At 67.8% G+C, this 24,130-nt stretch carries 23 protein-coding genes; all 23 read left to right on the top strand.

What is annotated here, in order from left to right; translation table 11 throughout:
- The first annotated feature begins 11 nt into the window (after positions 1-11).
- The 23 genes from JMV16_RS24130 (at position 12) to JMV16_RS04015 (ending at position 24,061) form a co-directional block, all read left to right on the top strand.
- Positions 12-698, top strand: a complete 687-nt coding sequence (locus JMV16_RS24130) for a PEP-CTERM sorting domain-containing protein (protein WP_236580350.1) — start codon at positions 12-14, stop codon at positions 696-698.
- A gap of 78 nt (positions 699-776) precedes the next feature.
- Positions 777-1,193 carry a gamma-butyrobetaine hydroxylase-like domain-containing protein gene (locus JMV16_RS04120; protein WP_201492914.1) on the top strand — a complete coding sequence of 139 codons (417 nt, stop codon included), beginning with the start codon at positions 777-779 and terminating at the stop codon, positions 1,191-1,193.
- Position 1,194: 1 nt separating this feature from the next.
- Positions 1,195-1,926, top strand: a complete 732-nt coding sequence (gene ubiE / locus JMV16_RS04115) for a bifunctional demethylmenaquinone methyltransferase/2-methoxy-6-polyprenyl-1,4-benzoquinol methylase UbiE (protein WP_201492913.1) — start codon at positions 1,195-1,197, stop codon at positions 1,924-1,926.
- 172 nt (positions 1,927-2,098) lie between these two features.
- Positions 2,099-3,058: an EpsD family peptidyl-prolyl cis-trans isomerase gene (locus JMV16_RS04110; RefSeq protein WP_236580349.1), complete on the top strand. Its 960-nt coding sequence runs from the start codon at positions 2,099-2,101 to the stop codon at positions 3,056-3,058.
- Positions 3,055-3,867 (top strand): polysaccharide export protein EpsE, encoded by an 813-nt coding sequence (gene epsE / locus JMV16_RS04105; RefSeq protein ID WP_201492912.1) that lies wholly within the window; start codon positions 3,055-3,057, stop codon positions 3,865-3,867. The genes JMV16_RS04110 and epsE overlap by 4 nt, the downstream gene beginning before the upstream one ends.
- 110 nt (positions 3,868-3,977) lie before the next feature.
- Positions 3,978-5,396 (top strand): chain length determinant protein EpsF, encoded by a 1,419-nt coding sequence (epsF, locus tag JMV16_RS04100; protein ID WP_236580348.1) that lies wholly within the window; start codon positions 3,978-3,980, stop codon positions 5,394-5,396.
- Positions 5,397-5,446: 50 nt separating this feature from the next.
- Positions 5,447-6,358: a polysaccharide biosynthesis tyrosine autokinase gene (locus JMV16_RS04095; protein ID WP_236580347.1), complete on the top strand. Its 912-nt coding sequence runs from the start codon at positions 5,447-5,449 to the stop codon at positions 6,356-6,358.
- The gene (xrtB, locus tag JMV16_RS04090) at positions 6,348-7,202 is read left to right on the top strand and encodes an exosortase B (RefSeq protein ID WP_201492909.1); all 855 of its coding nucleotides are present in this window, start codon (positions 6,348-6,350) and stop codon (positions 7,200-7,202) included. The genes JMV16_RS04095 and xrtB overlap by 11 nt, the downstream gene beginning before the upstream one ends.
- Positions 7,199-7,936 carry an exosortase-associated protein EpsI, B-type gene (gene epsI, locus JMV16_RS04085; RefSeq protein ID WP_201492908.1) on the top strand — a complete coding sequence of 246 codons (738 nt, stop codon included), beginning with the start codon at positions 7,199-7,201 and terminating at the stop codon, positions 7,934-7,936. The genes xrtB and epsI overlap by 4 nt, the downstream gene beginning before the upstream one ends.
- 113 nt (positions 7,937-8,049) lie before the next feature.
- Positions 8,050-9,207: a glycosyltransferase family 4 protein gene (locus JMV16_RS04080; protein WP_201492907.1), complete on the top strand. Its 1,158-nt coding sequence runs from the start codon at positions 8,050-8,052 to the stop codon at positions 9,205-9,207.
- Positions 9,208-9,212: 5 nt separating this feature from the next.
- Positions 9,213-10,235 (top strand): glycosyltransferase, encoded by a 1,023-nt coding sequence (locus tag JMV16_RS04075; RefSeq protein ID WP_236580346.1) that lies wholly within the window; start codon positions 9,213-9,215, stop codon positions 10,233-10,235.
- A gap of 18 nt (positions 10,236-10,253) precedes the next feature.
- Positions 10,254-11,927, top strand: coding sequence for a hypothetical protein (locus JMV16_RS04070; RefSeq protein ID WP_201492905.1), 1,674 nt, complete (start codon positions 10,254-10,256; stop codon positions 11,925-11,927).
- A complete protein-coding gene (locus tag JMV16_RS04065) occupies positions 11,924-13,126 on the top strand; it encodes a glycosyltransferase family 4 protein (protein WP_201492904.1) in 1,203 nt (400 codons plus the stop codon). The genes JMV16_RS04070 and JMV16_RS04065 overlap by 4 nt, the downstream gene beginning before the upstream one ends.
- A gap of 3 nt (positions 13,127-13,129) precedes the next feature.
- The gene (gene asnB, locus JMV16_RS04060; RefSeq protein WP_201492903.1) at positions 13,130-14,914 is read left to right on the top strand and encodes an asparagine synthase (glutamine-hydrolyzing); all 1,785 of its coding nucleotides are present in this window, start codon (positions 13,130-13,132) and stop codon (positions 14,912-14,914) included.
- A 12-nt stretch (positions 14,915-14,926) separates the two neighbouring features.
- Entirely contained in the window at positions 14,927-16,108 is a 1,182-nt protein-coding gene (locus JMV16_RS04055) for a glycosyltransferase (protein WP_201492902.1), read from the top strand.
- A complete protein-coding gene (locus JMV16_RS04050) occupies positions 16,105-17,043 on the top strand; it encodes a class I SAM-dependent methyltransferase (RefSeq protein WP_201492901.1) in 939 nt (312 codons plus the stop codon). Before JMV16_RS04055 ends, JMV16_RS04050 begins: the two co-directional genes overlap by 4 nt.
- Positions 17,043-17,972, top strand: coding sequence for a class I SAM-dependent methyltransferase (locus JMV16_RS04045; protein WP_201492900.1), 930 nt, complete (start codon positions 17,043-17,045; stop codon positions 17,970-17,972). The genes JMV16_RS04050 and JMV16_RS04045 overlap by 1 nt, the downstream gene beginning before the upstream one ends.
- A 7-nt stretch (positions 17,973-17,979) precedes the next feature.
- On the top strand, positions 17,980-18,591 hold the full coding sequence (locus tag JMV16_RS04040; RefSeq protein ID WP_201492899.1) for a putative colanic acid biosynthesis acetyltransferase: 612 nt from the start codon (positions 17,980-17,982) through the stop codon (positions 18,589-18,591).
- On the top strand, positions 18,588-19,412 hold the full coding sequence (locus tag JMV16_RS04035) for a glycosyltransferase family 2 protein (RefSeq protein ID WP_201492898.1): 825 nt from the start codon (positions 18,588-18,590) through the stop codon (positions 19,410-19,412). The genes JMV16_RS04040 and JMV16_RS04035 overlap by 4 nt, the downstream gene beginning before the upstream one ends.
- Before the next feature lie 31 nt (positions 19,413-19,443).
- Positions 19,444-20,667, top strand: coding sequence for a glycosyltransferase WbuB (locus tag JMV16_RS04030; RefSeq protein WP_201492897.1), 1,224 nt, complete (start codon positions 19,444-19,446; stop codon positions 20,665-20,667).
- Between the two features lie 124 nt (positions 20,668-20,791).
- The gene (locus JMV16_RS04025; protein WP_201492896.1) at positions 20,792-21,625 is read left to right on the top strand and encodes a hypothetical protein; all 834 of its coding nucleotides are present in this window, start codon (positions 20,792-20,794) and stop codon (positions 21,623-21,625) included.
- The gene (locus tag JMV16_RS04020) at positions 21,612-22,694 is read left to right on the top strand and encodes a hypothetical protein (protein WP_201492895.1); all 1,083 of its coding nucleotides are present in this window, start codon (positions 21,612-21,614) and stop codon (positions 22,692-22,694) included. The genes JMV16_RS04025 and JMV16_RS04020 overlap by 14 nt, the downstream gene beginning before the upstream one ends.
- Positions 22,691-24,061: a lipopolysaccharide biosynthesis protein gene (locus JMV16_RS04015; protein ID WP_201492894.1), complete on the top strand. Its 1,371-nt coding sequence runs from the start codon at positions 22,691-22,693 to the stop codon at positions 24,059-24,061. The genes JMV16_RS04020 and JMV16_RS04015 overlap by 4 nt, the downstream gene beginning before the upstream one ends.
- Positions 24,062-24,130: the final 69 nt, after the last annotated feature.

The raw sequence follows: 24,130 nt of genomic DNA, 5'->3' as shown, positions 1-24,130 counted from the left end.
GGGAACCAGCCATGAAGTCGATCCGCGTTGCAATGTTGGCCGCATCGGTATGCGGCGCTTCCAGCGCCCTGGCAGTGCCCGTCACCGTTCTCGGCTCCCAGTTCGACATCAGCTACGACAGCGCCCTCGTGGGACTGTTCGGGGCGCCGGTCGTCGTCGGCAACCAGGTGAGCTGGTTCCCCTCGGGCTCGCCCGGCTTCGCGGCGAGCTCCTCGGCCGGCTTCAACGTCGTCAACGCGAGCTTTTCGCTCCAGCTCTCGGCCCATGCCGGCTTCCAGTTCAACGGCTTCGGCCTCGCCGAAGTGGGCAGCTACCTCTATTTCGGCTCCGGCTCCCTGGTGTCGGTGAGTGGCCAGTTGCGGGTCACACCGCTGCCGGGTGTCACCGCGACGGCGCCGCTGGTCGCGGCCGGCCCCTTCACCGCCAACAGCTTCCTCGATTTCAGCACCCACGACTGGGCCGCCGCCGCCAGCTTCACGGCCGTGCCGGCCTCGACCTCGGTGGCCAACGTCAGCATCCAGAGCATCCTGGCCGCCTTCGTGCCGGCGTCGACGGTGGGTTTCGCCCTGGTCGACAAAAGCGGCGTCTTCCTGAACGTCGGCATCGCCGCCGTGCCCGAGCCCGAGACCTACGGGATGATGCTGGCCGGCTTGGGCCTGGTCGGGCTGCTCGCCTTCCGGCGCCGCCAGCGCGACTGAAGCCGGCCGTCCTCGCGGCGAGTGGTCGCGGCGGGCGGCGATACACTGCGGTCCGTCCTAGATGATCGTCCCGCGCCCATGGCTGGTCCTGATAAACGCGTTCCGCAGCCCACCAACCTGACCGTGCACCAGGCCTCCAAGGTGCTTGAGGTGGCCTTCGACGACGGTGCGGCCTTCCGCATCCCCTTCGAGCTGCTGCGCATCTACTCGCCCTCGGCCGAGGTCCAGGGCCACGGCCCGGGCCAGGAAGTGCTGCAGACCGGCAAGCGCGGTGTGGGCATCGAGGACATCGCTGCCGTCGGCCACTACGCGGTGCAGCCGCGTTTCAGCGATGGCCACGAAAGCGGCATCTTCACCTGGGACTACCTTTACCACCTGGGCAGCCAGCAAGGCGAGCTGTGGGCGCAGTACGACGAGCGCCTGCGCGCTGCCGGCGTCGACCGTGACGCCGCCATGCCCACCGCCGCCGGCCACGGTGGCAGCTGCTCACACTGACATGGCACAGACCCACTTCGGCTACCAGAACGTCGACGAGGCCGAGAAGGCGGGCCGCGTGCGCGGCGTGTTCGACTCGGTGGCGACCAAGTACGACCTGATGAACGACGTGCTGTCGCTCGGCCTGCACCGCGCCTGGAAGGCCTACACGGTGGCGGTGGCGGCGGTGCGGCCCGGGATGCAGGTGCTGGATGTCGCCGGCGGCACCGGCGACCTGGCGCGTGCCTTCGCCGAGCGCGCCGGCCCCACCGGCCGCGTCGTGCTGACTGACATCAACGAGGCCATGCTGCGCGCCGGCCGTGATCGCCTGCTCGACGACGGCGTGCTGTTGCCCACGGCGGCCTGCGACGCCGAGCACCTTCCTTTTGTCGACGCCAGTTTTGATCTCGCCAGCGTCGCCTTCGGCCTGCGCAACATGACGCACAAGGAGGCCGCCCTGGCCGAGATGGCGCGCGTGCTGCGCCCGGGCGGGCGCCTGCTGGTGCTGGAGTTCTCGCGCCCCGCGCCGCTGCTGCGCAAGCCCTACGACTGGTATTCGTTCACGCTCATGCCATTGCTGGGCAAGCTGATCGCCAAGGACGGCGACAGCTACCGCTACCTGGCCGAAAGCATTCGCATGCACCCCGACCAGGCGGCGCTCAAGGCGATGATGAAAGCGGCCGGCTTCGGCCACGTCGACATCCACAACCTGGCCGGCGGCATCGTCGCCCTGCACGTCGGCATCAAATGCTGAGTGAAATGCTGCCCGAGTAAGGGGCGGCTGCGCCCCGGTTTCGTCATTCAGGCGCACTAAACTCGTCGGCTGGCCCGAAAGGCGCATGACTCCATGCGCCTGCGCCGGCCGTTCGCCGCGCTGCTGTGGCGCCAGCCCTTTTCGCCTGATCGATTTCCGAGGAAGCCTGCCGATGAATCACCAGATGCCCCAAGCCGCGCCCAAGGCGGGCCGTTGGTTGCTGATGTCCGCCCTCGCCGCCGCGATGCTGCTTGCGGCCTGTGGCGACAAGAAGGACAAGCCCGCCAGCCAGACGGCGGCCAAGGTCAACAAGGACGAGATCACCGTCCACCAGATCAATTTCGTGCTCCAGCAGCAACGCAATCTGCGCCCCGAGCAGGCCGAGGCCGCCAGCCGCCAGATCCTCGAGCGTCTGGTCGACCAGCAACTGGCGGTGCAGAAGGCCGAGGAACTCAAGCTCGACCGCGACCAGCGCGTGCTGCAGCAAATCGACGCCGCGCGCCGCGAAATCCTGGCGCGCGCCTATGTCGAGCGCGTTGGCGACGCGGCGCCCAAGCCCACGCCCGAAGAAATCAAGAAGTATTACGGCGAGAAGCCGGCGCTGTTTGCCGAGCGCCGCATCTACAACATCCAGGAAATCGCCATCGAGGCCAAGCCCGAGCAGCAGCCGGAATTGCGCGAGCGCCTGAGCGCGAGCAAAAACATCAATGAATTCCTCGAGTTCCTGAAGGCCAAGGATTACCGCTTCAACGGCAACCAGGCGGTGCGTTCTGCCGAGCAACTGCCACTGAACAGCCTGGAGGCCTTCTCGAAGATGAAGGACGGCCAGGCCGGCATCGTGCCGGCGCCCAACGGCGTGCAGGTCATCGTGCTTGCCGGTTCGCGCAGCCAGCCCGTCAGCGAAGAGCAGGCCCGTCCGGCCATCGAGCAGTACTTGCTCAACGAGCGCAAGCGCAAGCTGGTCGAGGATGATCTGAAGTCGCTGCGCGCCGCCGGCAAGATCGAACTCGTCGGCAAATTCGCCGAGGCCGCGTCGGGCGCCACCGCCGGTGCCGCGACCAAGGCGCCCGCGCCCAGCGCCTCCGACGCCGAGGCCAGCTCCATCAGCAAGGGCCTGGGACTGAAGAAATGAACGCCTTCAAGTTTCTCTCGCGCTGCGCCGGGCTTGCCATGGCGCTGCTGATGGCCGGCACGGCCCCCGCCCAGGGTGCCGGGCCCGAGTACCGGCTGGGTGCCGGCGACGTGGTGCGTATCACCGTCTACCAGAACCCCGATCTCTCGCTCGAGGGCCGCATCAGCGAAAGCGGCGCCATCAGCTATCCGCTGCTGGGCGTGGTCAAGCTCGGAGGCCTGAGCGTGGGCGCGGCCGAGAAGACCATTGCCGACGGCCTGCGCCTGGGCAATTTCGTCAAGCAGCCCCAGGTCAGCGTGCTGCCGGTGCAGGTGCGCGGCAACCAGGCCTCGGTGCTGGGCCAGGCCAACCGTCCGGGCCGCTTCCCCATCGAGGTGGCCGACATGCGCCTGACCGATCTGCTGGCGCTGGCTGGGGGCATCTCGGCGGCCGGGGGCGAACTGGTGGTGGTGAGCGGCGTGCGCGAAGGCAAGCCTTTCCGCAAGGAGGTCGACCTGCCTTCGGTGTTTGCCTCGCCCAGCCGCGAGCTGGACATTCCCATCCAGAACGGCGACGTGGTCTGGATCGACCGCGCGCCCACCGCCTACATCTACGGCGAGGTGCAGCGTCCGGGCCCGCTGCGCGTCGAACGCGGCATGACGCTGATGCAGGCCCTGGCCACCGGCGGGGGCCTCACCCAGCGCGGCACGCTGAAAGATCTGAAGCTGCACCGCCGCGGCGCCGAAGGCAAGACCCAGGTGCTGCAGCCCTCGATGGATGATCGCCTGCAGGAAGGTGATGTCGTCTACGTGAAGGAAAGCCTGTTCTGATAGCCCGCATGCAGGCTTCGGGTATCGCCCGCTGGCGGCCGGCCTGACAATTCCGGTTTGCGCGCACGGGTTTCCCCGGGCCGGCTTTGGAGTGATCGATGACTTTCCGGGTGTTGCTGCAGATACTGCGTTCGCGCTGGCTGTCTTTTCTCATCGCGTTTTCGCTGGTGGTGGCTGGCGTGGCGGCCTACACCTTCACGGCGCCCAAGGTCTACACGGCCACGGCTTCGCTGGTGATCGACCCCAAGGTCGACCCCATCGCGGGCACCGTGCTCGCCGGCATGGCCTCGCCCAGCTACCTGATGACGCAGGTCGACATCATCCAGAGTTCGCGGGTGGCGGCGCGCGTGGTTTCCTCGTTGCGCCTGACCGAGATCGCCGAATTGCGCGAGCAGTGGATGGCGCGCACCAAGGGCACGGGCGACTTTGCCGCCTACCTGGCCGACATGCTGCGCGGCAGCCTCGAAGTGCGGCCCTCGCGCGGATCCAACGTCATCAACTTGTTCTACAGCGGCTCCGACCCACGCTTCGTCGAGACCGTCGCCAACGCCTTCATCAAGGCCTACCTCGACACCACGCTGGAACTGCGCACCTCGCCGGCCAAAGACTACTCGCGCTTCTTCGACACCAATGCCAAGGCGCTGCGCGACAGCCTCGAGGCGGCCCAGGCCAAGCTCTCGGCCTACCAGCAGAAGACCGGCCTCGTCGTCAGCGACGAGCGCCTGGACGTCGAGACCCAGCGCCTGAACGAGCTGAATGCCCAGCTGGTGCTGGTGCAGGCCGCTGCTGCCGACACCAAGAGCCGCGATGCCCAGGCGCAGACGCAGGGCGACCGCATGCTCGACGTGATGGCCAATCCCATGGTGGCGGGGCTGCGCGCCGAACTGGCGCGCCAGGAGGCCCAGCTCGAACAGATGAGCAGCCGCCTGGGCGAAAACCACCCGGCGGTGCGCGAGCTCAAGCTCGGCATTGCCGACAACCGCACCCGCTTCGAATCCGAGGTCAGGCGCGCGCAATCCAGCGTGGGCATCAGCAATCAGGTCAACCAGTCGCGCGTGGCGCAGGCGCGCACCGCACTCGAGGAGCAGCGTGCGCGCGTGCTCAAGCTGCGCGCCGTGCGCGACGAGGCTTCGGTGCTGGTGCGCGATGTCGAGAACTCCCAGCGCGCCTACGACGGCGTGCTGGCGCGCCTGAACATGACCAATCTCGAGAGCCAGACCAACCAGGTCAACGTGGCCGCGCTCGAGCGCGCCACGGCACCCAACCAGCCGTCCTCGCCCCGCAATGGCCTGAATCTCATGCTTGGCGGCCTGGTGGGCGGCATCTTCGGCCTGCTGGTCGTGGGCACGCGCGAGGCGCGTGATCGGCGCGTGCGCGGTGAGTCCGACTTCGAGGCCTTGCTGAACCAGCCGTTGATCGGCGTCGTGCCGTCGTACAAGAAGACCTTCTCGCTGCGCCTGGGCCGCGGCCGGTCCAAGACGCCCCTGCTGGGACACAACAACAGTGGCCGCAAGCCGGCGACGACCTGACGCGGTCGGTCACCCTACAGCCGCCGGAAGGTACTGCTCAAATGGCTCAAATGAAATCACGCTCGGGCGCCAAATCCATTCTGCCCGCCATCGACGATGCCAGGGTCACCGGCGCGCAAGGTGCCGTGCAGGATCCGATGCTGGGAGAAATCCTGCGTCGCACCAAGGGCCTGTCGGCCGAGTCCATACAGCGCGCGCTCGACTACCAGCGCGAGCAGGGCGTGCGCTTCGGCGAGGCCGTGGTGCGGCTGCGCCTGGCCACCTCCGATGACGTGGTCTGGGCGTTGTCGCAGCAGTTCCACTACGCCTATGCAGGCAATGCCAGCTCCGAGCTGAACGACGAGCTGGTGGTGGCCCACAAGCCCTTCGACGACTCGGTCGAAATCTTCCGCGATCTGCGCACGCAGTTGCTGCTCAACGGCTTCGGCTCGGCCGACGACCGTGCCGCGATGGCCGTGGTCAGTGCCAACCGCGGTGATGGCAAGACCTTCATCGCCGCCAACCTGGCCGTGGCCTTCGGTCAGCTGCCGGGGCGCACCGTCGTCGTCGATGCCGACCTGCGTTCGCCGCGCCTGCACCAGATCTTCGATTCCTCGGGCTCCACCGGTCTCACCACCGTGCTCAGCGGCCGTACCGATGCCAGCGTGATCCGCTCGGTGAAGGAATTCCCCAACCTCTTCCTGCTGCCGGCCGGCCCGACGCCGCCCAATCCGTCCGAGCTTTTCTTGAAGCCGGCCTTCAGCCTGCTGCTCAACGAGCTGACCAACAAGTTCGACTACGTGATCGTCGACACGCCGGCCGCCGAGCACGGCTCGGACGCGCGGGTGATTGCCTCGCGCTGCGGTGCGTCTCTTGCTATTTCGCGCAAAAACCACAGCAAGCTGCCCGAGCTTCAGAAGCTGGTCACGCAGATGAGCAAGAGTCAGGTCAAGATTTCCGGCGTGGTCATGAATGAATTCTGATTCCCGGGCCCGCATCCGCTGGGCCCTCTTCGGTGTGCTGGCGCTGATGTATGCGCCGCTGCTCTATTCGCTGCTGAACAACGGGCTCTGGAGCAGCTCGGAACACGGCCATGGCCCCATCGTGCTGACCGTGTGCCTGTGGCTCATCCACAAGCGCTGGGGCGAGGCGCGCGCCACGCTGGTGGCCGATGCCGCGCCCGCGCTGGCCTGGCCGGTGCTGCTCGCCGCCGCCCTGCTGTATGTGGTGGGCAGCACGCTGGACGTGGTGTATGCCGAAGTCGGCTCGGTGATCCCGATGATCATCGGCCTGCTGCTGCTCACCGACGGCAAGCAAGCCGTCAAGGCGCTGGCCTTTCCACTGTGCTTCATGGTCTTCATGGTCCCGTTGCCGGGCTTCATCGTCGACCCGGTGGGCCAGGCCATGAAGCTGCTGGTTTCCACGGTCACCGAGACCCTGCTGCACGCGGCTGGCTATCCCATCTCGCGCACGGGCGTGATCCTCCAGATCGGCCAGTACCAGCTGCTGGTGGCCGATGCCTGCGCCGGCATGCGCACGCTGTTCATGCTCGAGGCCCTGGGCATCCTCTACCTCAACCTGGTGCGGCACAACTCCTGGTTCCGCAACGTCACGCTGGCGCTGCTGATCGTGCCGATCTCCTTTGCCGCCAACATCATCCGCGTCATCGTGCTCTCGCTCATCACGTATCACCTGGGTGACGAGGCCGGGCAGGGCTTCCTGCATGGCTTTGCCGGCATGGTGCTATTCATGAGCGCGCTGGGCCTGACCATCTTCGTCGACACCCTGCTGCGCACCGCCGGCCACCACTGGGGCAAGCCTGCATGAACACGACCACCGCCACTGCACCGGGTGCGCCTCAAGCCGGCGGCACCGCAAGCCGCCTGCACCTGGTGCTGGCGGCCTTGCTGATGCTGGGCTGCCTGGCGCTCACCGTATGGTTCAAGCCCACGGCGCTGTGGTCCGACCAGGCGGGCGAGCCCGACCTCGAGGCTGTTGTTCCCAAGAGCTTCGGCAACTGGGTCGCCAGCCCCTATGGCGCCAATGTGGTGGTCAACCCGCAGCAGGAAGAGGCGCTGCGCAACATCTACAGCAACACGATCGCCCGCGTCTATGTCCACAAGCCCACGGGGCGGCAGCTGCTGCTGTCCCTGGCCTACGGCAAGGACCAGACGCGCGACACCCAGCTGCACCCGCCCGAGGCCTGCTACCGCTCGCAGGGTTTTCGCGTCGACCGCCTGCAGCCCGAGGACATCACGGCCGGTACGCTCACCTTGCCGGCCATGCGCATGGACACCGTGATGGGCCTGCGCCGCGAGTACGTCACTTACTGGATTCGTGTGGGCGACAGGCTTGCGCGCGGCTCGCTCGAACGCAACCTGGTGCGCATGCGTTTCGCCGCCCGCGGCTACATCGCCGACGGCTTGCTATTCCGCGTCTCCGAGATCACGCGCGACAAGGGCGAGAACTCCTACCGCCTGCAGGACGAGTTCATGCGCGAACTGCTGTCCAGCGTGACGCCCGCCGGCCTTGATGGCCTGGTGGGCAAGCGCGGGCCATAGGTTGGCGCGGGGTTCCTCCGCACTTGCAGTCGTCGTGCGTCCCGAAGAACTCAAAAGATGTGCATTCGAAACACGCTTCGCACCACGCTGCCCTGGCCCATGGTGGGTCTGCAATGAAAGTTGTCGTTTCCGTCAACGGCAAGTTCCATTGCTTCGATCTTGCGCGTGAGCTCCATGCCCGTGGTGCATTGCAGGCCATCTTTACCGGCTACCCCCGTTTCAAGCTCCGCAACGAGCGCTTGCCGAAGACCTTGGTGCATACTTTTCCCTACCTGCTGGCGCCCTACATGGGCCTGCCGCTCAGGCGCTGGCTGGGCGAGTCTGGAACTCGCAAGTGGGAATGGCTGATGCGCGAGGCATTCGACCGGCATGTGGCGCGCAACCTGCCGGACTGCGACGTGTTCGTGGGCTTGTCCAGTTCAGGTCTGCAGACGGCTCGGCGTGCCAGGAGCATGGGCATACGGTATGTCTGTGATCGCGGATCCACCCATATTCGTGTGCAGAACAGCCTGCTGCGGGACGAGCACGCGATCTGGGGCCAGCCTTATCTGCCGATCGATGCCGGAGTGATGGAACGGGAAGAGGCAGAGTACGCCGAAGCCGATTGCATCACCGTTCCGTCCAGTTACACGCGGCGCACTTTCATCGATTCCGGCGTGCCGGCAGAGCGTGTGCATCGCCTCTCCTATGGAGTCGATCTATCGCGCTTCCAGTCGACCGGACAAGCCAATGACCAGGAGTTTCGAGTGCTCTTCGTCGGTGGCATGAGTCTGCGCAAGGGCGTTCCCTATCTGCTCGATGCCTATGCCAAGCTGGTCCATCCGAAGAAGTCCTTGACCTTTGCGGGCAGCGTTGCGTCCGACGTCATTGCCTTGATGCGGCGGCATGGCCTCTGGGTTGAAGATGCCAAGGTTCTGGGCCATGTGCCGCAAGACCAGCTGAAGGACCTGATGAGCCGCAGCCATGTGCTGGTGCTGCCCAGCATCGAAGAAGGCCTGGCGCTGGTGCAGGCCCAGGCGATGGCCTGCGGCTGCGTCGTGGTGGCCAGCCGGCACACCGGGGCCGAGGACTTGTTTGAAGATGGCGAAGAAGGCTTCATCGTCTCCATTCGGGATGCCGACGCCCTGGCCGGCAAGATGCAATTGCTGGCCGACCGGCCCGAACTGCGGCGGCAGATGAGTGCCAAGGCCACGCAATGCGTGCAGAAACTGGGCGGCTGGAAGCGCTATGGCGAGCAGGCTCATGCCCTTTACCGAGGGTTGCTGGCTTGAGCGCCTTGAGCATCCTGTACTTGGGCACGGGCGGCGGCACCTCACGCGACCGCGCCAATGCATACCGGCGGATGGGGCATGAGGTTCTGCACCTCGATCCGCGCAGCATGCTGCCTGCCAGCGTGTGGATTGATCGCCTCCTCTGGCGGGTCGGTGGTGGCCTGTTGTCGCACTGGACTTGCAAGGCGCTGGCCGCCCGACTGGCGGGAACGCACTACGACCTCTGCCATGTCGATAGCGGCGAATACATCACGCCTGCGGCCCTAGGCCTGCTTCGCCGGCATTGCGCCAAGGTCATCAGCTACAACATCGACGACCCCTATGGGCCGCGCGACGGGCGCCGCTTCGCGGCCTACCGTGCCGCCGTGCCGCACTACGACCTGGTGGTTGTCGTGCGCGCCCTCAATGTGCCCGAGGCACGCGCGCTCGGTGCCAGGCATGTGATCCGCGTGAACATGAGTGCCGATGAGTTGAAACATGCACCGCTGGTGCTGAGCGAGGCCGACCGCGCCGAGTGGGCCAGCGAGGTGCTCTTCATCGGTACCTGGATGCCCGAGCGCGGCCCCTTCCTGGCCGAATTGCTGCGCTTGGGCGTGCCACTGACGATACGTGGGGCCCGGTGGCAGCGTGCGCCCGAGTGGCCGCAGCTTGCCGCGGCCTATCGGGGCCCTGCGGTATTCGGTGCCGACTACGCCAAGGCGATCCAGGGTGCGCGCATCAACATCGGACTTCTGTCCAAGGAAAACCGCGACCTGCACACGACGCGGTCCCTTGAGATTCCCGCCCTGGGCAGCCTGCTGTGCGCCGAACGCACGCCCGATCACAAGGATATGTACAGCGAGGGCCGGGAGGCGGTCTTTTGGGCCGACGCCGCCGAATGCGCACGCCAATGCCTGGAACTGCTGGCCGATGAATCGCGCCGCGCCGCCATGGCTGCGGCCGGGCAACGGCGCGTCCACGCCAACCGCGACTTCAACGAGCCCATGCTGGAAAAGGTGCTGGGCGCGCTGCGGGCCGCGTCGGCCTGAACGAGGAACTTGTCAGCCATGCAGCACTTCCAGGATACCGCCCCGGGCTATGAGATGCCGCTGGCCCGGCGTCGCTTGACGCGCGCTGGCGCGGCTTTCATCGGTCTGCATGTGGTCACCTGGCTGGCGGCCTTGGCCCAGGGATTCATCGACAGTGACTACGACAACCTGATTTGCACCGCCTTCGTGCTGTGCTCCGCATCGCTGACCTTCCTCTACGTGCGCTTGACGAGGGCATTGCGCGACCTGCCCTTTTCCACGGTGGCGGTGCTGGGGCTGTGCGTCACCACGCAGTGGGGCGCCCTGATCGGGCAGAGCGCGCTGGGCGATTCGCTGACGGCCAATCTGCGCGTGCCGTTGCAGACCTTCGGCTATCTCTTCGGCTTCCAGATGGTGGCCATCGCGGCCCACTGGGTGACACGCCATTTCGCGTTCTTCGCTGCGGCCCGCCGTGCGGTTTCGGAAGGGTTGTTGCGGCCGCTGGGCATTTTCCAGGTGCCACCGGTGCAGGCCATGTGGGCCATAGGCTGCGTAGGGCTGCTGGCCGTCTTCGCCGCCCAGGGCAGCGAAGGAGGCCTGCTCGGCAAGATCGCTGCCGGCTTTGGCGTGCTTGCCTGGGCGCCCTTCGTGATTCCCATCCTCGCGATGCGCCATGGTGCTGCCTATTGCCGCATGGCGCGGCAGGTACCCTTGCTGGCGTTGTTCGGCGGGCTCGCGGTGCTGATGGGTCTGGCCTTCAACTTCCGTTCAGTGATGCTGGTCGGCGCCATGACCGGCGCCCTGCTCTACGCCCTTGTCGTGCTCGACGACAACCGCCCCTTCGAACTGCGCCAGGTGCGCAATCTGGCCATCCTGGCCGTGGCAGGCGCTCTGCTTTATCAGCCTGTCAGCTACTTCCTGACCGCGTTCCAAGTCGCCCGCGAGCAGCGCGACAAGATCAGCAAGGTCGAGATGATCGCCCACACGATCGAGGTGCTCAAGAATCCGGCCGCCATCCGGCGAGAGAACGACCGCATGGTCATTGACGCCGAGGTCAGTGCCTACGACGAGTTCTACTTCAAGAGTTCGATGCTCGGGCGCCTGGTCGAGACCAAGTTCCACGACAACGCGTTCTACATGGTGCAGGGCACGAGCCCGCTCGAATCGCGCCTGATCGCAGAGGACGCACTGGACCGGGTCTACGCGATCCTGCCCTATCCGGTGCTGCGCTGGATGGGCATGGGGCGGGCCAAGTTCGTCACCTTGTACTCGGTGGGCGACTATCTGGCCTACTTGCGCCTGGGAGGAGACATCGGACAGTTCCGTACGGGCTCGATGTTTGCTCAAGCCATCGCCATCTTCGGCATCTGGACCCCATTCCTGTACTTCCTGCTCTGCCTGCCGGTGTTCATGGTCTGGGATGTGTTGTCGCGCAGTGGCGGTGCCGGGACACGGGCCGTGACATCGGTGATCGGCATGCTGCTGATCTACCGCCTTTTCGCCTTCGGAATCGTGACCGAATCGATCGGCAATATTGCCGGCTTGCTGCTGCGCTTCCAGCTCCAGACGGTGCTGCTCTACGCCCTGGTCTTTGCCGCGACCCGCCTGCTCTGGAAGCCGTTCGAGCCCAACCTCGTGCGGCCGGGCGACCCTGCCACCTCGGTGGGCATGAAGACCTCCAAGCCGGCCTTCCGCCGTCCGCTGGCGCGATGAAACTGGTGCTCTACACCCACCCGGATTTCCTGGGCTCGCAGAGCATGCCGCGCTTTGCACGCAGCCTGGCACAGGCCTATGCGGCGCGCGGCCACCAGGTATGCCTGCGCACGCCGCGGCCTCGCCTGCGCCGCTGCGCCGAAGGCGGCCCGCTCGCAAAGTGGGCCGGCTATGTCGACCAGTACCTGATCTTTCCGCGCGACATCCGCACCGGACTGCGCAGCGACCCCGCCGACACCCTGTACGTGTTCTGCGACCAGGCCCTCGGCCCCTGGGTGCCCTGGGTGGCACACCGGCCGCATGTCGTGCATTGCCATGACCTTCTTGCGCTGCGTTCGGCCCTGGGCCTGATCCCCGAGAACCCAACGGGCCCGACCGGCCGCGTCTACCAGCACTACATCCGCCGTGGCTTTCGCCGCGCTCGCCACTTCATCTCGGTCTCGGCGCGCTCGCGCGATGACCTGCACCAGTACGGTGGTGTGACGCCGGTCACCTCCGAGGTGGTCTACAACGGCCTCAACTACCCTTATGCGGCGCTGCCGCCCGCGCAGGCGCAGGCGGCACTGGCCGAGGCCGGCCTGCCCGCAGCGCCGCAGGGCCTGCTGCTCCATGTGAGCGGGGCCCAGTGGTACAAGAACGTGGCCGGGGTGCTGCGCCTGTATGCCCGCTATGCCGGCCAGGCCGTGCAGCCTTTGCCGCTTTGGCTGGTGGGCGTGCCGCGCGACGCCATTGCGCCGGCCTTGCTGACCCTGGCCCGGCAATGTGGCGAGGTGCATTTCCTCCACGGCCTGGACAACGCCACCCTCAACGCCGCCTACGCCCACGCGCGGGCCTTCCTGTTCCCCAGCCTGGCCGAGGGCTTTGGCTGGCCCATCGTCGAGGCCCAGGCCTGCGGCTGTCCGGTGATCACCACCGACGAGGCGCCGATGAACGAGATCGGTGGTCCGGCCGCCCGCTACCTGCCGCGCCTGCGCGCCGGCGATGATGCCGAGGCCTGGGCAGCCCAGGGCGCCCGGGTGCTGCAAGACCTGCTGGCCCTGCCTGCCGACGAGCGCGCACGTCTTTCGGCCACCGGCGTGGCCTGGGCGGCCCGCTTCGACACCGACACTGCCATCGAACGCTACCTGCGCATCTACGCGCAGGTGCTGGCCTGGGAGCAGGGGCATGGCCCAGGCGCCACTTTTGCGAAGACTGCCTGACCCATGTGTGGAATCGCAGGCAGTTTTGCCTATGGCGCCGATGCCCCCCCGGTCGACCGCGACGAACTGCTGCGCGTGCGCGAACGCATGCGCGCACGCGGGCCCGACGGCGCCGGCCTGTGGATCAGCCCCGATCAGCGCGTGGGCCTGGCGCACCGCCGCCTGGCCATCATCGAGCTGAGCGAGGCCGGTGCCCAGCCCATGGCGGACCCCGAGACTGGCAACCAGATCGTCTTCAACGGCGAGATCTACAACCACGCGGCGCTGCGCGACGAACTGCTGCGGAGTGGCGCCATCGTGCGCTCGCACTCCGACACCGAGGTGCTGCTCAAGCTGTATGCGCGCGACGGCGTGGCCATGCTCTCGCGCCTGCGCGGCATGTTCGCATTCGCCCTCTGGGACGCCGCCAGGCGCCAGCTCTTCCTGGCCCGCGACGCCTTCGGCATCAAGCCCCTTTACATCGCCGACGACGGCCACAGCCTGCGCTTTGCCTCGCAGGTGAAGGCCTTGCTCGAGGCCGCGGTGAACAAGCGCCCCGATCCCGCGGGCCATGCCGGCTTCCTGCTCTGGGGCTCGGTGCCCACGCCGCACACGCTGTACCGCGGCATTCATGCGCTGCTGCCGGGCCACTGGCAAATGGTCACCGTGGCCGGCCCCGGCAAGCCGGTGCTCTTTGACAACGCCAGGCTGGCCCTGGGGCAGGTGCCGGTGGCAGGCCCCGACGGCACCGAAGCGGCGCTGCAGGCGGTGGCCGAGGCGGTGCGAGACAGCGTGGCCGCGCACAGGGTGGCCGATGTGCCGGTGGGCGTCTTCCTCTCGGCCGGGCTCGACTCCACCATGCTGGCCGCCTGTGCCCGCCAGCTGGGCAGCCTGCGCACCATGACGCTGGGCTTCGACGCCTATGCCGGCACGCCCTATGACGAGGCGGCCCTGGCCGGCGAGGTGGCAGCCAGCCTGGGCACCGAACACACGCTGCAGCGCATCTCGGCCGCCGATTTCGCGGCCGACCGCGAGCGCCTGCTGGCCGCCATGGACCAGCCCTCCATCGACGGCATCAACACCTGGTTCGTCTCCCGGATGGCGCAGCAGCAGGGGCTCAAGGTCGTGCTCTCGGGCATAGGCGGCGACGAGCTCTTCGGCTCCTACCCCAGCTTCCACCAGCTGCCGCGCCTGCGCCGCAGCCTCGAAGGCATGGGGCGCCTGGGCGGCCTGGGACGGGCCGTGCGCCAGGGCCTGGCACCGCTGTCGGGTCTGCTGCCCTCGGCCAAGTACGCCGGCCTGCTGGAATACGGCGGCACGCTGGCCGGCGCCTATCTGCTGCGGCGCTCGCTCTACATGCCGTGGGAGCTGGCCGGCGTGATGGACCCGGAGATGGCCGCCCAGGGCCTGGAAGAACTCGATACCCTGGGCCGACTGCAGGCCAGCATGGAGGGCATAGGCTCCGAGCGCCTGGCCATTTCGGCGCTGGAAATGCAGTGGTACATGAAGCACCAGTTGTTGCGCGATGCCGACTGGGCCGGCATGGCGCATTCGCTGGAAATCCGCGTTCCCTTCGTCGATACCACCCTGTTGCGCCGCTTCATCGAGATCCCGGGCCTGGACGCCAAGGAAGAGAAGCGCCGCATCGCCCGCACCGTGGCGCCGCACCTGCCGGCCTCGGTGCTGGAGCGGCCCAAGACCGGCTTTGCCGTGCCCATCCACCAGTGGCTCAACCCCAGCGCGGCCACCACGGCGGGCAATCTGCGAGGCTGGGGGCGGGCGGTGTATCGCGCCTTCGTGCCCGCCTGAGCCCGGATGCCCATGAAAATCTTGCATGTGCTGCCCACCGTGGACCCGCAAGGCGGCGGCCCCATGGAAGGCGTGCGCCAGCGCGGCCTGCGGCTGCTGGAGATGGGGCACAGGGTCGAGATCGTGACGCTGGACGACCCGGCGGCCTGCTTTCTGGCGTGCTTTCCCCTGCCGGTGCATGCGCTGGGGCCTTCGTCTCGCGGCTATCTCTACAACCCGCGCCTCGTGCCCTGGTTGATGGCCCATGCGCGCGACTACGACGCGGTGGTGGTCAACGGCCTTTGGCAGTACCACGGCTATGCCACCTGGCGCGCGCTCACGCGGCTGGGCCTGCCCTACTACGTCTTCACCCACGGCATGCTGGACCCCTGGTTCAAGAAGACCTATCCGCTCAAGCACCTCAAGAAATGGCTTTACTGGCCCTGGGCCGAATACCGCGTGCTGCGCGATGCCGCCGGTGTGCTTTTCACCAGCGAGGAAGAGCGCTTGCAGGCGCGTCGGAGCTTCTGGCTCTACCGCGCACGAGAGCGGGTTGTGGCCTATGGCACGGCCCAGCCGCCGCAGGACGCCGAACGCCTGCGTGAAGGCTTTCTGGCGGCCCATCCGCAGTTGCGTGGCAAGCGCATCGTGCTCTTCCTGAGCCGCATCCACGAGAAGAAGGGCTGCGACCTGCTGCTGCAGGCTTTTGCGGCCGAGGCCGCGGCCGACCCCAGCCTCCACTTGGTGATGGCCGGTCCCGACCAGGGCGGCCTGCAAGCAGGCCTTCAGGCCCAGGCCGCCGCGGCCGGCATTGCCGACCGCGTCTGCTGGCCCGGTATGCTGGCGGGCGACGCCAAGTGGGGCGCCTTCCATGCCGCCGAGGTGTTTGCGCTGCCTTCGCACCAGGAAAACTTTGGCATTGCCGTGGCCGAGGCCCTGGGCTGCGGACTGCCGGTGCTGATCTCCGACAAGGTGAACATCTGGCGCGAGATCGAGGCCGACGGGGCCGGGATCGTGGCGCCCGACACGCTGGAGGGCACACGGCGAAGCCTGCAACAGTGGCTGGCGCTGACGCCTCTGCGGCGGGCCGAATTTCGCCAGCACGCAACCGCGGCCTTCAGGCGCCGCTATTCGGTGGATGCGATGGCGGTCTCGCTGCTGGGGGTGCTCGACGCCGGCAACCCACGGCCAGCGCCAAACGAGGTGACGGCATGAGCAAGGCAAGCAATTCGGTCGGCCGCATCGGTTCAGCCTGGGGCTGGGGCTGGGAGAACCTGCAGTTCCTGCGCATGCGCCTGGCCGGCTTGCGCTCGAAGGAAGGCGAACTTGCTTCATTGGTGGCCGAGATTGACGCCTACCGCGGGCTCTACGAGGGGCAGAGCGAACGCCGTTTCGACGACGCGCGCATCTTCGAGGTTGGCTATGGCGCGAGGCCGCTGCGCCTGATCGCGTCAATCTCCCTCGGCTTGGATGCACGCGGCATCGACCTCGACGCGCCCATGCTCGAGCGCTCGGGAGCCGAGCTGCTGCGCATCCTGCGCCGCAACGGTCCGCTGCGCTTCGTCAAGAGCAGCGTTCGTGCGCTGGTCTTCGACGCCCACGAGCGCCGCGCCCTGATTCGCGTGCTGGCGCGGCGCGGCGCGCGGTTGCGCCTGGCGCCAGACCGCTTTCTGGTTGGCGACATTGCCACCGCGGCCATCGCCCCCGGCTCGGTGGACTTCTTCTATTCGGAAGACGTGTTCGAGCACATCCCGGGCGCCGCGCTCGACGCCGTCTGCGCCGGCATGGCACGCGCGCTGGCGCCGGGCGGCATGGCGGTGATTTCGCCTTCGGTTTACACCGGCATCTGCGGCGGCCATCTTGTCGAGTGGTACCCGAACTCCTTCGCCCGTGATGGCGTGCGGCGATCCGAGCCCTGGGAACATTTGCGCCGGCGCCGCTTCGTCGCCGATTGCTTTCTCAACGAGTGGCGGGTGCGTGACTACCGGGCCTTGTTCGAAGCCCATTTCGACATCGTCTCGGTCGACAACCTGAAACCAGGCCTGGGGCGCCAGTTCCTGACGCCGGCGCTGCGGACCGAACTCGCGGCCTATGACGAGGACGAGCTGCTGTCCGAGAAATGGCGCTTCGTGCTGCGCAAGAAGGCCTGATGGGCGCCTCGACCTTCATCGATCGCGGCGCTTGCCCACTGTGCGGTGAGGCGCGGCGCCTGCCCCACATTGCCTTCCCCGACATCCCGGTCGTGCGCTGCGCCGGCTGCGGCTTTCTGCATTCGGCTTGCGTGCTCGGCGAAGAGGCGCTGGCCGCCTACTACGCCGAGGGCTTTGGCGGCTTGCGCCACCAGCTGGGCCAGTCGGTCAACGCCACCATCAATGCCGCGGTGCTGCCGCGCCTGCTGGCCTTGAGCCCGGGCGAGCGCGTGCTGGACGTGGGCGCGGGCTACGGCTATCTGCTGGACCGGCTGCAGCAGCGCCACGGCGTCATCGGCGTCGGTGTCGAGCCTTCGCACCAGGAGGCCGCCTTTGCGCGCAACGCACTTGGCGTGCAGGTGATTGCTGCCATGCTGGCCGACGCCGGTCTGGACAAGGCCGGCTTCGACCTTGTGGCCAGCTTCGAGGTCATTGAACATGTGGCCCGGCCGGTGGATTTCATCCGCGAGCTGGCCGCCTACGTGAAGCCGGGCGGGCGCCTGCTGGTGATGACCGACAACTTCGAGTCCGGCGTCGTGCGCTCGCTCGGTGCGGCCTTCCCGAAATGGATACCGCACACCCACATCAGTCATTTCGGGCCCGAGACGCTGGCGCGCGCATTGCGGGCCGCCGGCGGGCTGGAGATCGAAACGTCCATGTCCTACACGCCCTGGGAGTTTCTGGCGCGCGACGGCCTGCGGCGCCTGCGCGACCAGACGGTGACGCCCGAGCAGGCCTTTGACCTGAAGCGCGCCCTGGCCAGCGAGATGGGGGGCCGTTACCGCCTTTACGGCCTGCGCAAGCTGCTCAATGCGGCCTGGGCAAGCGCGACAATCGGTCCGGCGATGGACGGGGCGGTGATGTACTTCGTCTGCCGCAAGCCGGGATGAGATTGCCATGAGCGAACACCGTCCCGACGCCGGCCCGGTTTTCATCGACCTGGCCAGGAATCGCCAGCAATGGCCTCTGGGCATCAAGCTGCGGCGCGTGCTGTGGTCTTATCTGCTGCAGCCGCTGGTGCGCTGGCTGCCCAAGCCGCTGTCGCCACTGCGTGTGTCGGCGCTGCGGCTGATGGGGGCCGACATCGGCAGCCACTGCACCATCCTGCCGGGCGTGCGCGTGCTCATGCCCTGGAACCTGAAACTGGGCGACTGGGCCGCGCTGGGCGAAGGGGTCAATGTCTACAACTTCGCGCCGGTGACGTTGGGCCCGCACAGTGTGGTCTCGCAGTTCGGCTATCTGTGTACCGGCAGCCACGACTACACCCGTACCGACATGCCCCTGACCTTTGCCCCCATCACACTGGGCAGCCAGGTCTGGGTGGCGGCCGGTGTCTTCGTGGCACCCGGCATCGCCATCGCCGACGGCGTGGTGGTGGGCGCGATGTCGGTGGTGACGCGCAACCTGGACCAGGCCTGGACCATCTATGCCGGCAACCCCTGCCGCAGGATCAAGGCCCGGCCGCTGCCCGCTGCCGCAGCGGATGACCAAGAGGGAAAACCAGCGTGAGCGGCGTTTCGATACTGATCCTGACCAAGAACGAACAGCAGGATCTGCCCGGCTGCCTGGCCAGCGTGGCCTGGTCGGACGACATCCATCTCTACGATTCGGTGAGCACCGACGAGACCGTGGCCATCGCCCGGCGCGCCGGCGCCCACGTCACCCAGCGCCCGTTTGACAACTGGGCCGCGCACCAGAACTGGGGGCTGGCCAACATCCGCTTCAAGCACCCCTGGGTCTTCTACATCGACGCCGATGAGCGCATGACGCCCGAGCTGGTGCAGGCGGTGCAGGCCGCCGCCGCCAAGCCGGGCGATGCCGTGGCCTTTCGCCTGCAGCGGCGCGATTTCTTCATGGGCACCTGGCTGGCCCATGTGCAGACCTCGCCCTTCTACATGCGCTTGTTCAGGCCCGAGAAGATGCGCTACGAGCGGCTGGTGAACCCGATTTCCATCGCCGACGGCCCGGTGGCGCAGCTGGGTGGCTATCTCGACCATTTCCCCTTCAGCAAGGGCGTCACGCACTGGCTGGAGCGGCACAACAGCTACAGCAGCTTCGAGGCGCGCCAGATCATGGACAACCGGCGCGGCCAGGCGGCCTTCTCGCTGCGCAAGGTCTTTACCGCGGCCGATTTCCACGAGCGCCGCTTTCATCAAAAGGAACTGTTCTACCGCCTGCCGTTGCGGCCGGTGATCAAGTTCTTGCTGCTCTACATCGGCAAGCGCGGCTTTCTCGACGGCCGCGCCGGGCTCACCTACGCCATGCTGCAGGCCATCTACGAGTACATGATCGTGCTCAAGGTGCGCGAACTGGAGCGGGCCTCTTCATGAAGGCGGCCCCCAATCGCTTCGGGCGCAGCGCGTGAAGATCCTGTTCTACAGCGCCAACTTCGCCCCGGAGCCCACCGGCATCGGCAAGTACTCGGGCGAGATGGCGGCCTGGCTGGCGGCGCGTGGCCACGAGGTGCGGGTGGTCTGCGCGCCGCCCTACTACCCGGCCTGGCGCGTGGCGCCGGGCTACGCCTGGCCGCCCTGGCGGCGTGAGAGCTGGCAGGGCGTGGACGTGTGGCGCGCCCCGCTGTGGGTGCCGCAGCGGCCCGGCGGACTGGCGCGCGTGCTGCATCTGCTGAGCTTTGCCGTGGCGTCGCTGCCGTCCATGGCGGCCCAGATTTTCTGGCGGCCGCAGGTGGTGATGACGGTGGCGCCCTTCTTCGTCTGCGCCCCCGCCGGCTGGCTGGTGGCCCGCCTCACCGGCGCCCGCGCCTGGCTGCATGTGCAGGATTTCGAGGTCGACGTCGCCTTCCGCATGGGTCTGCTCAAGGGCGGGTTGGCGCAGCGCGCCATCCTGGGCGCCGAGCGTTGGCTGCTGCGCCGCTTCGACCGCGTCTCGTCGATCTCTCGGCGCATGCGCGAACGGCTGGTGGACAAGGGCGTGGCGCCTGATCGCGTGCGTGCCCTGCCCAACTGGGTGGATGTCGACAGCCTGCGCCCGCTGGACCGCCCCAGCGCCTACCGTGCCGAACTCGGCATCGCGGCGGATGCCGTGGTGGCGCTGTTCTCGGGCACGCTGGGCCCCAAGCAGGGCCTGATGCTGATCCCCGAGGCCGCCCGCCTGCTGGCCGCGCGGCCCGAGATCGTCTTCGTGGTCTGTGGCGATGGCGTGATGAAGCCGGCGCTGGAGGTGGCCTGCGCCGGACTGCCGAACGTGCGCCTGCTGCCGCTGCAGCCGGCCGCCCGCCTGGGCGAACTGCTGGGCCTGGCCGACATCCATCTGCTGACCCAGAGCCCGGACGCCGAAGACCTGGTGCTGCCGTCCAAGCTGTCGGGCATGCTGGCGAGCGGGCGGCCGGTGGTGGCGACCACGCGTGCCGGGACCGAGATCGCCGAGGTTTTGGCCGATTGCGGCGTGGTCGTTGCGCCGGAGGACGCAGCGGCTCTGGCCGCAGCCTTGCAAGACCTGGCGCAGGCCCCCGAGCGCCGCGCCGCCGTGGGCCGCGCGGCACGCCTTTGGGCCGAGCGGCATATGGGCGCCGCGGGCGTGCTGGCAGCATTGGAAGCCGATCTGGGGCAAAAGGCCTCGCCGTGAACAAACTTCAAATGCCTTAGCAAGCGACGATGAGTGGCATGAAAAAATTTGGCGGCTGGCGGCTGGCGGCTGGCGGCTGGCGGCTGGCGGCTGGCGGCTGGCGGCTGGCGCGGTCTTTGTCGTGATGGTCGCTGAACTCGGCGTGCGCGTGGCAGGCATGGTGGATCTTCCGATCTATCACGCCGATGCCAGCATCGGCTACATCCCTGCTGCCGGGCAGCGCGGCAGCTTTCTCAACAAAAACGACTGGATCATCAACTCCCGCCACATGGGTGCCGAGGAGTTCGTGCTCGACCCGGTGGCCAATTTGCTTTTGGTGGGCGACAGCATCGTCTGGGGCGGCAACCCCTATGCCCGCGCCGAGCGGCTCGGTCCGCAACTGGAGCGGCGGATCAAGGGCAAGGTCTGGCCCATCTCCGCAGGCAGCTGGTCCTTGCAGAACGAGCTGACTTACCTGCAGCAGAACCCGGACGTGGTGGACAAGGTGGACACCATCGCCTTCGTGCTGAACAACGGCGATCTGGCGCCGGCATCGTCGTGGAGTTGCACGAGGAGCCACCCGCTCACCCGGCCCGTGGTCGCGCTCTGGTACCTGGCCGACAAGCATGTGCTGCAGCGGCCGTGCGAAGGGACGCCGCCCGAGCTGAAGGTTGAGTCTCAAGACGTTGCCGCGATGCTCGCGGCCTTCATGGCTGCCAACACCACAAAGCGCGTGATCGTCTTCCTCTATCCCGACAAGCAAGAGGCTGCCGACGAGACGCTGCTGCACAGCCAGCTGGAAGCCATGGAGTCCGTGCTCAGGGCGGCCGGAGTGCAAGAAGTGGTGTCCGTGGGTCGAGACGCGCGTTGGCGGGGTCAGCCCCAGGCTTACAAGGACGCGATCCATCCCTCTCCCCATGGCATGGGTGTGCTGGCGGCAATCATGGCCACTGCGCTGGAGTCGCGTGCAGGCCGTTGACGTCCTTCTGCCGTCGTCCGCATCCCGGCTAAGCCTGGCGCTGACCGACTTCAACCGCCTGCGCTGGACGGTGGCGGCCTTGCGCCTGAACCCCGGCCTGGCGCAGCGGCTGGCCGCGCACGCCGGTGGCGCCGTGACGGTGCTGGACAGCACCGGCCTGCAGCCCGGCGGCGGGCCGCCGCCGCCGCGGGCCTGCATCGTGCTGTGGGATGGGCTCAACAGCCTGGCCGAACTGCAGCAGGCGCAGCCGGCTCTGCGCGCACGCGACGATTTGCTCTACCTGCCTGTTGGCTGCTTTGCCGACCTGTCCGATGGCTTTCCGGCCGGCAGCGAGCCGCTTTTCCCGGCCCGTGCAGGGGTGCCGGAGGCGCTGGGCGTGCCGCGCTGGATAGACGCGTTGGGCGCCCTGCGCGCCTGGGCGCGGCCGTTCAAGAATGCGCGCAGCGCGCCGGCCGCGCACGCGCGGCTGCGTGCCGGCGGCTGCCTGGTCTTTTGCGGCCTGGTGCGGCCCAGCGCGGCGGTGCTCGACGGCTTCTTCCGCGGTGCCGGGCTGGGCCCGCTACGCCAGACGCTGCAGCCCCTGGCCGGGCTGGACTGGACCGCCGATGTGGCGCGCACCCAGGCGCTGGTGGCCAGCGGCTTGGACGCCGTGTCAGCGGCGCGGCCGGCCTCCATGCTGGACCATGCGGCGCTCTACTCGGTGGTCAATGTGCTGCACCGCATCGCCACACTGAGCCGGGTGCAGGCCCTGGGCGCGCCGCTGCTGGTCAACGAGTACGGCGTCCATCCCTTCTTCGACCCCTACGATGCGCGCGCCTACCACCGCAACCTCTTCATCGATTTCGGCAGCACGCGCGGCAGCGACTTGATCTACCCGCGCACGCTTGACCTGCTGCTGCAGCGCAAGGCCGCGCAGAACCTGCGCTTCCTGCCCGCCGGCGCCGGCACCCGCCTGGGAGATTGGCTGAAGGCGATGGACGGCGCCGGCTTCCTGGCGCTGTGCCAGAGCCATGCCGAGCAGTTGCTGCAGGCCCTGCCGGCCGCGTTGCCGCACGGGGGGCGCCGATGAGCGTGCGCTCTCGCATCGCTGCGGCCCTGGCTGCCAACGCCTTTGGCCAGGCGGTGACGGTGGCGTCGCAGATCCTGCTCACGCCGCTGTACTTTCGCTACTGGGGCGCGGCGCTCTACGGTGAGTGGCTGATCCTGTCCAGCATCCCGGCCTACCTGACCATGGCCGACCTGGGCATAGGCTCGGCGGCGGGAAACGAGATGACGATGCGCGCCGGTGCTGGGGATCGCACGGGTGCTCAGCGCACCATGCTGGGTGCGCTGTGGGTTTCGGCCGGCGCCGCAGCGCTGGTCATGGCATTGGGCCTGGCGGCGGCGGCCCTGGCCTTGCATTGGCGCGTGCCGCACACGCCCAGCCTGGCGCCCGCCGAGGCGGCGCTGGTGCTGGCGGGCTTGGCGTTGACGGTGGCGCTGGGTTTTCCGGGCGGCGTGGTGTCGGCCGGCTTCCGCTGCGGCGAGCGCAATGCCCAGGGCATCCTGTGGGCCAACGGCGCGCGGCTTGCCGAGATGCTGAGCGTGGGCGGGCTGCTGCTGGCCCGTCAGCCGCCGGCCGTGATCTGCTGGGGCATGGTGGTGGTCAAGGCGGTGGCGCTGGTGGCGCAATGGTTGGTGCTGTGGCGGGTATGCCCCTGGTTGTTCGCGCCGGCGGTGCGTGCCGACCGCCGGATCGTGCGCCGGCTGATCGCGCCGGCATTGGGATTCATGGCCTTTCCGCTGGGCAATGCGCTGGCGCTGCAAGGCCCCATCCTGATCATCGGGGCGGTCTTCGGCGGACCTGCCGTGGCCATGTTCTCCGCGCTGCGCACGCTCGCTCGCGTGCCGATGCAACTTACGAACATGATCAATGCCTCGGTCTGGCCCGAAATGTCCCGCGCGTTTGGTGCGCAGGACATGGGCCTGCTGCGCCGCCTGCATCAGGGAGCATGGGGCACGACGGTGATGATCATCGCGACGTTCGGGATCGGCCTCGTGATCTGCGGGTCCTGGATCACCAGCCTCTGGCTGGGGGCGGCTGCGCCGTTCGATGGCGGCGTGTTCGCGGCACTGGTGCTGCTGACCATCCTGTCGGCCACCTGGGGCGCCAGCGCCGTCGTGCTGACGGCCATCAACGCCCATGCTCGCGTGGGCCTGGCCTACGTGATCGTCAATGGTGCCTTCATGGGCTTGGCGGCGCTGCTGGCCAGCCCCTGGCGGTGGGCCGGGCTTCTCGTTCCGTTGCTGATTGCGGAAGCGGCCCTGCTGGTCTGGGTCTTGGGGCAGGTCATGCGCAAGACCGGCGACGGCTACGGGCCTTTTCTTGTCAATGCAATTCGGTTGCCGCTGCGCAGGCTGGGCGCTGGGTTGCGGAGGACGCCCCGGGTGCCTTGAACCCACGCCGCACGGCAGGCCCGGGTGCATGGCACCCGGTAAGCTTGCGTGCCCGCCCTCCGGAGCCTT

This window comes from Rubrivivax sp. A210 (assembly GCF_904426505.1).
Classification (GTDB): Bacteria; Pseudomonadota; Gammaproteobacteria; order Burkholderiales; family Burkholderiaceae_C; genus Rubrivivax.
The sequence above is the reverse complement of the archived record's forward strand: the minus strand, read 5'-3'. Positions and strand labels throughout refer to the sequence as shown.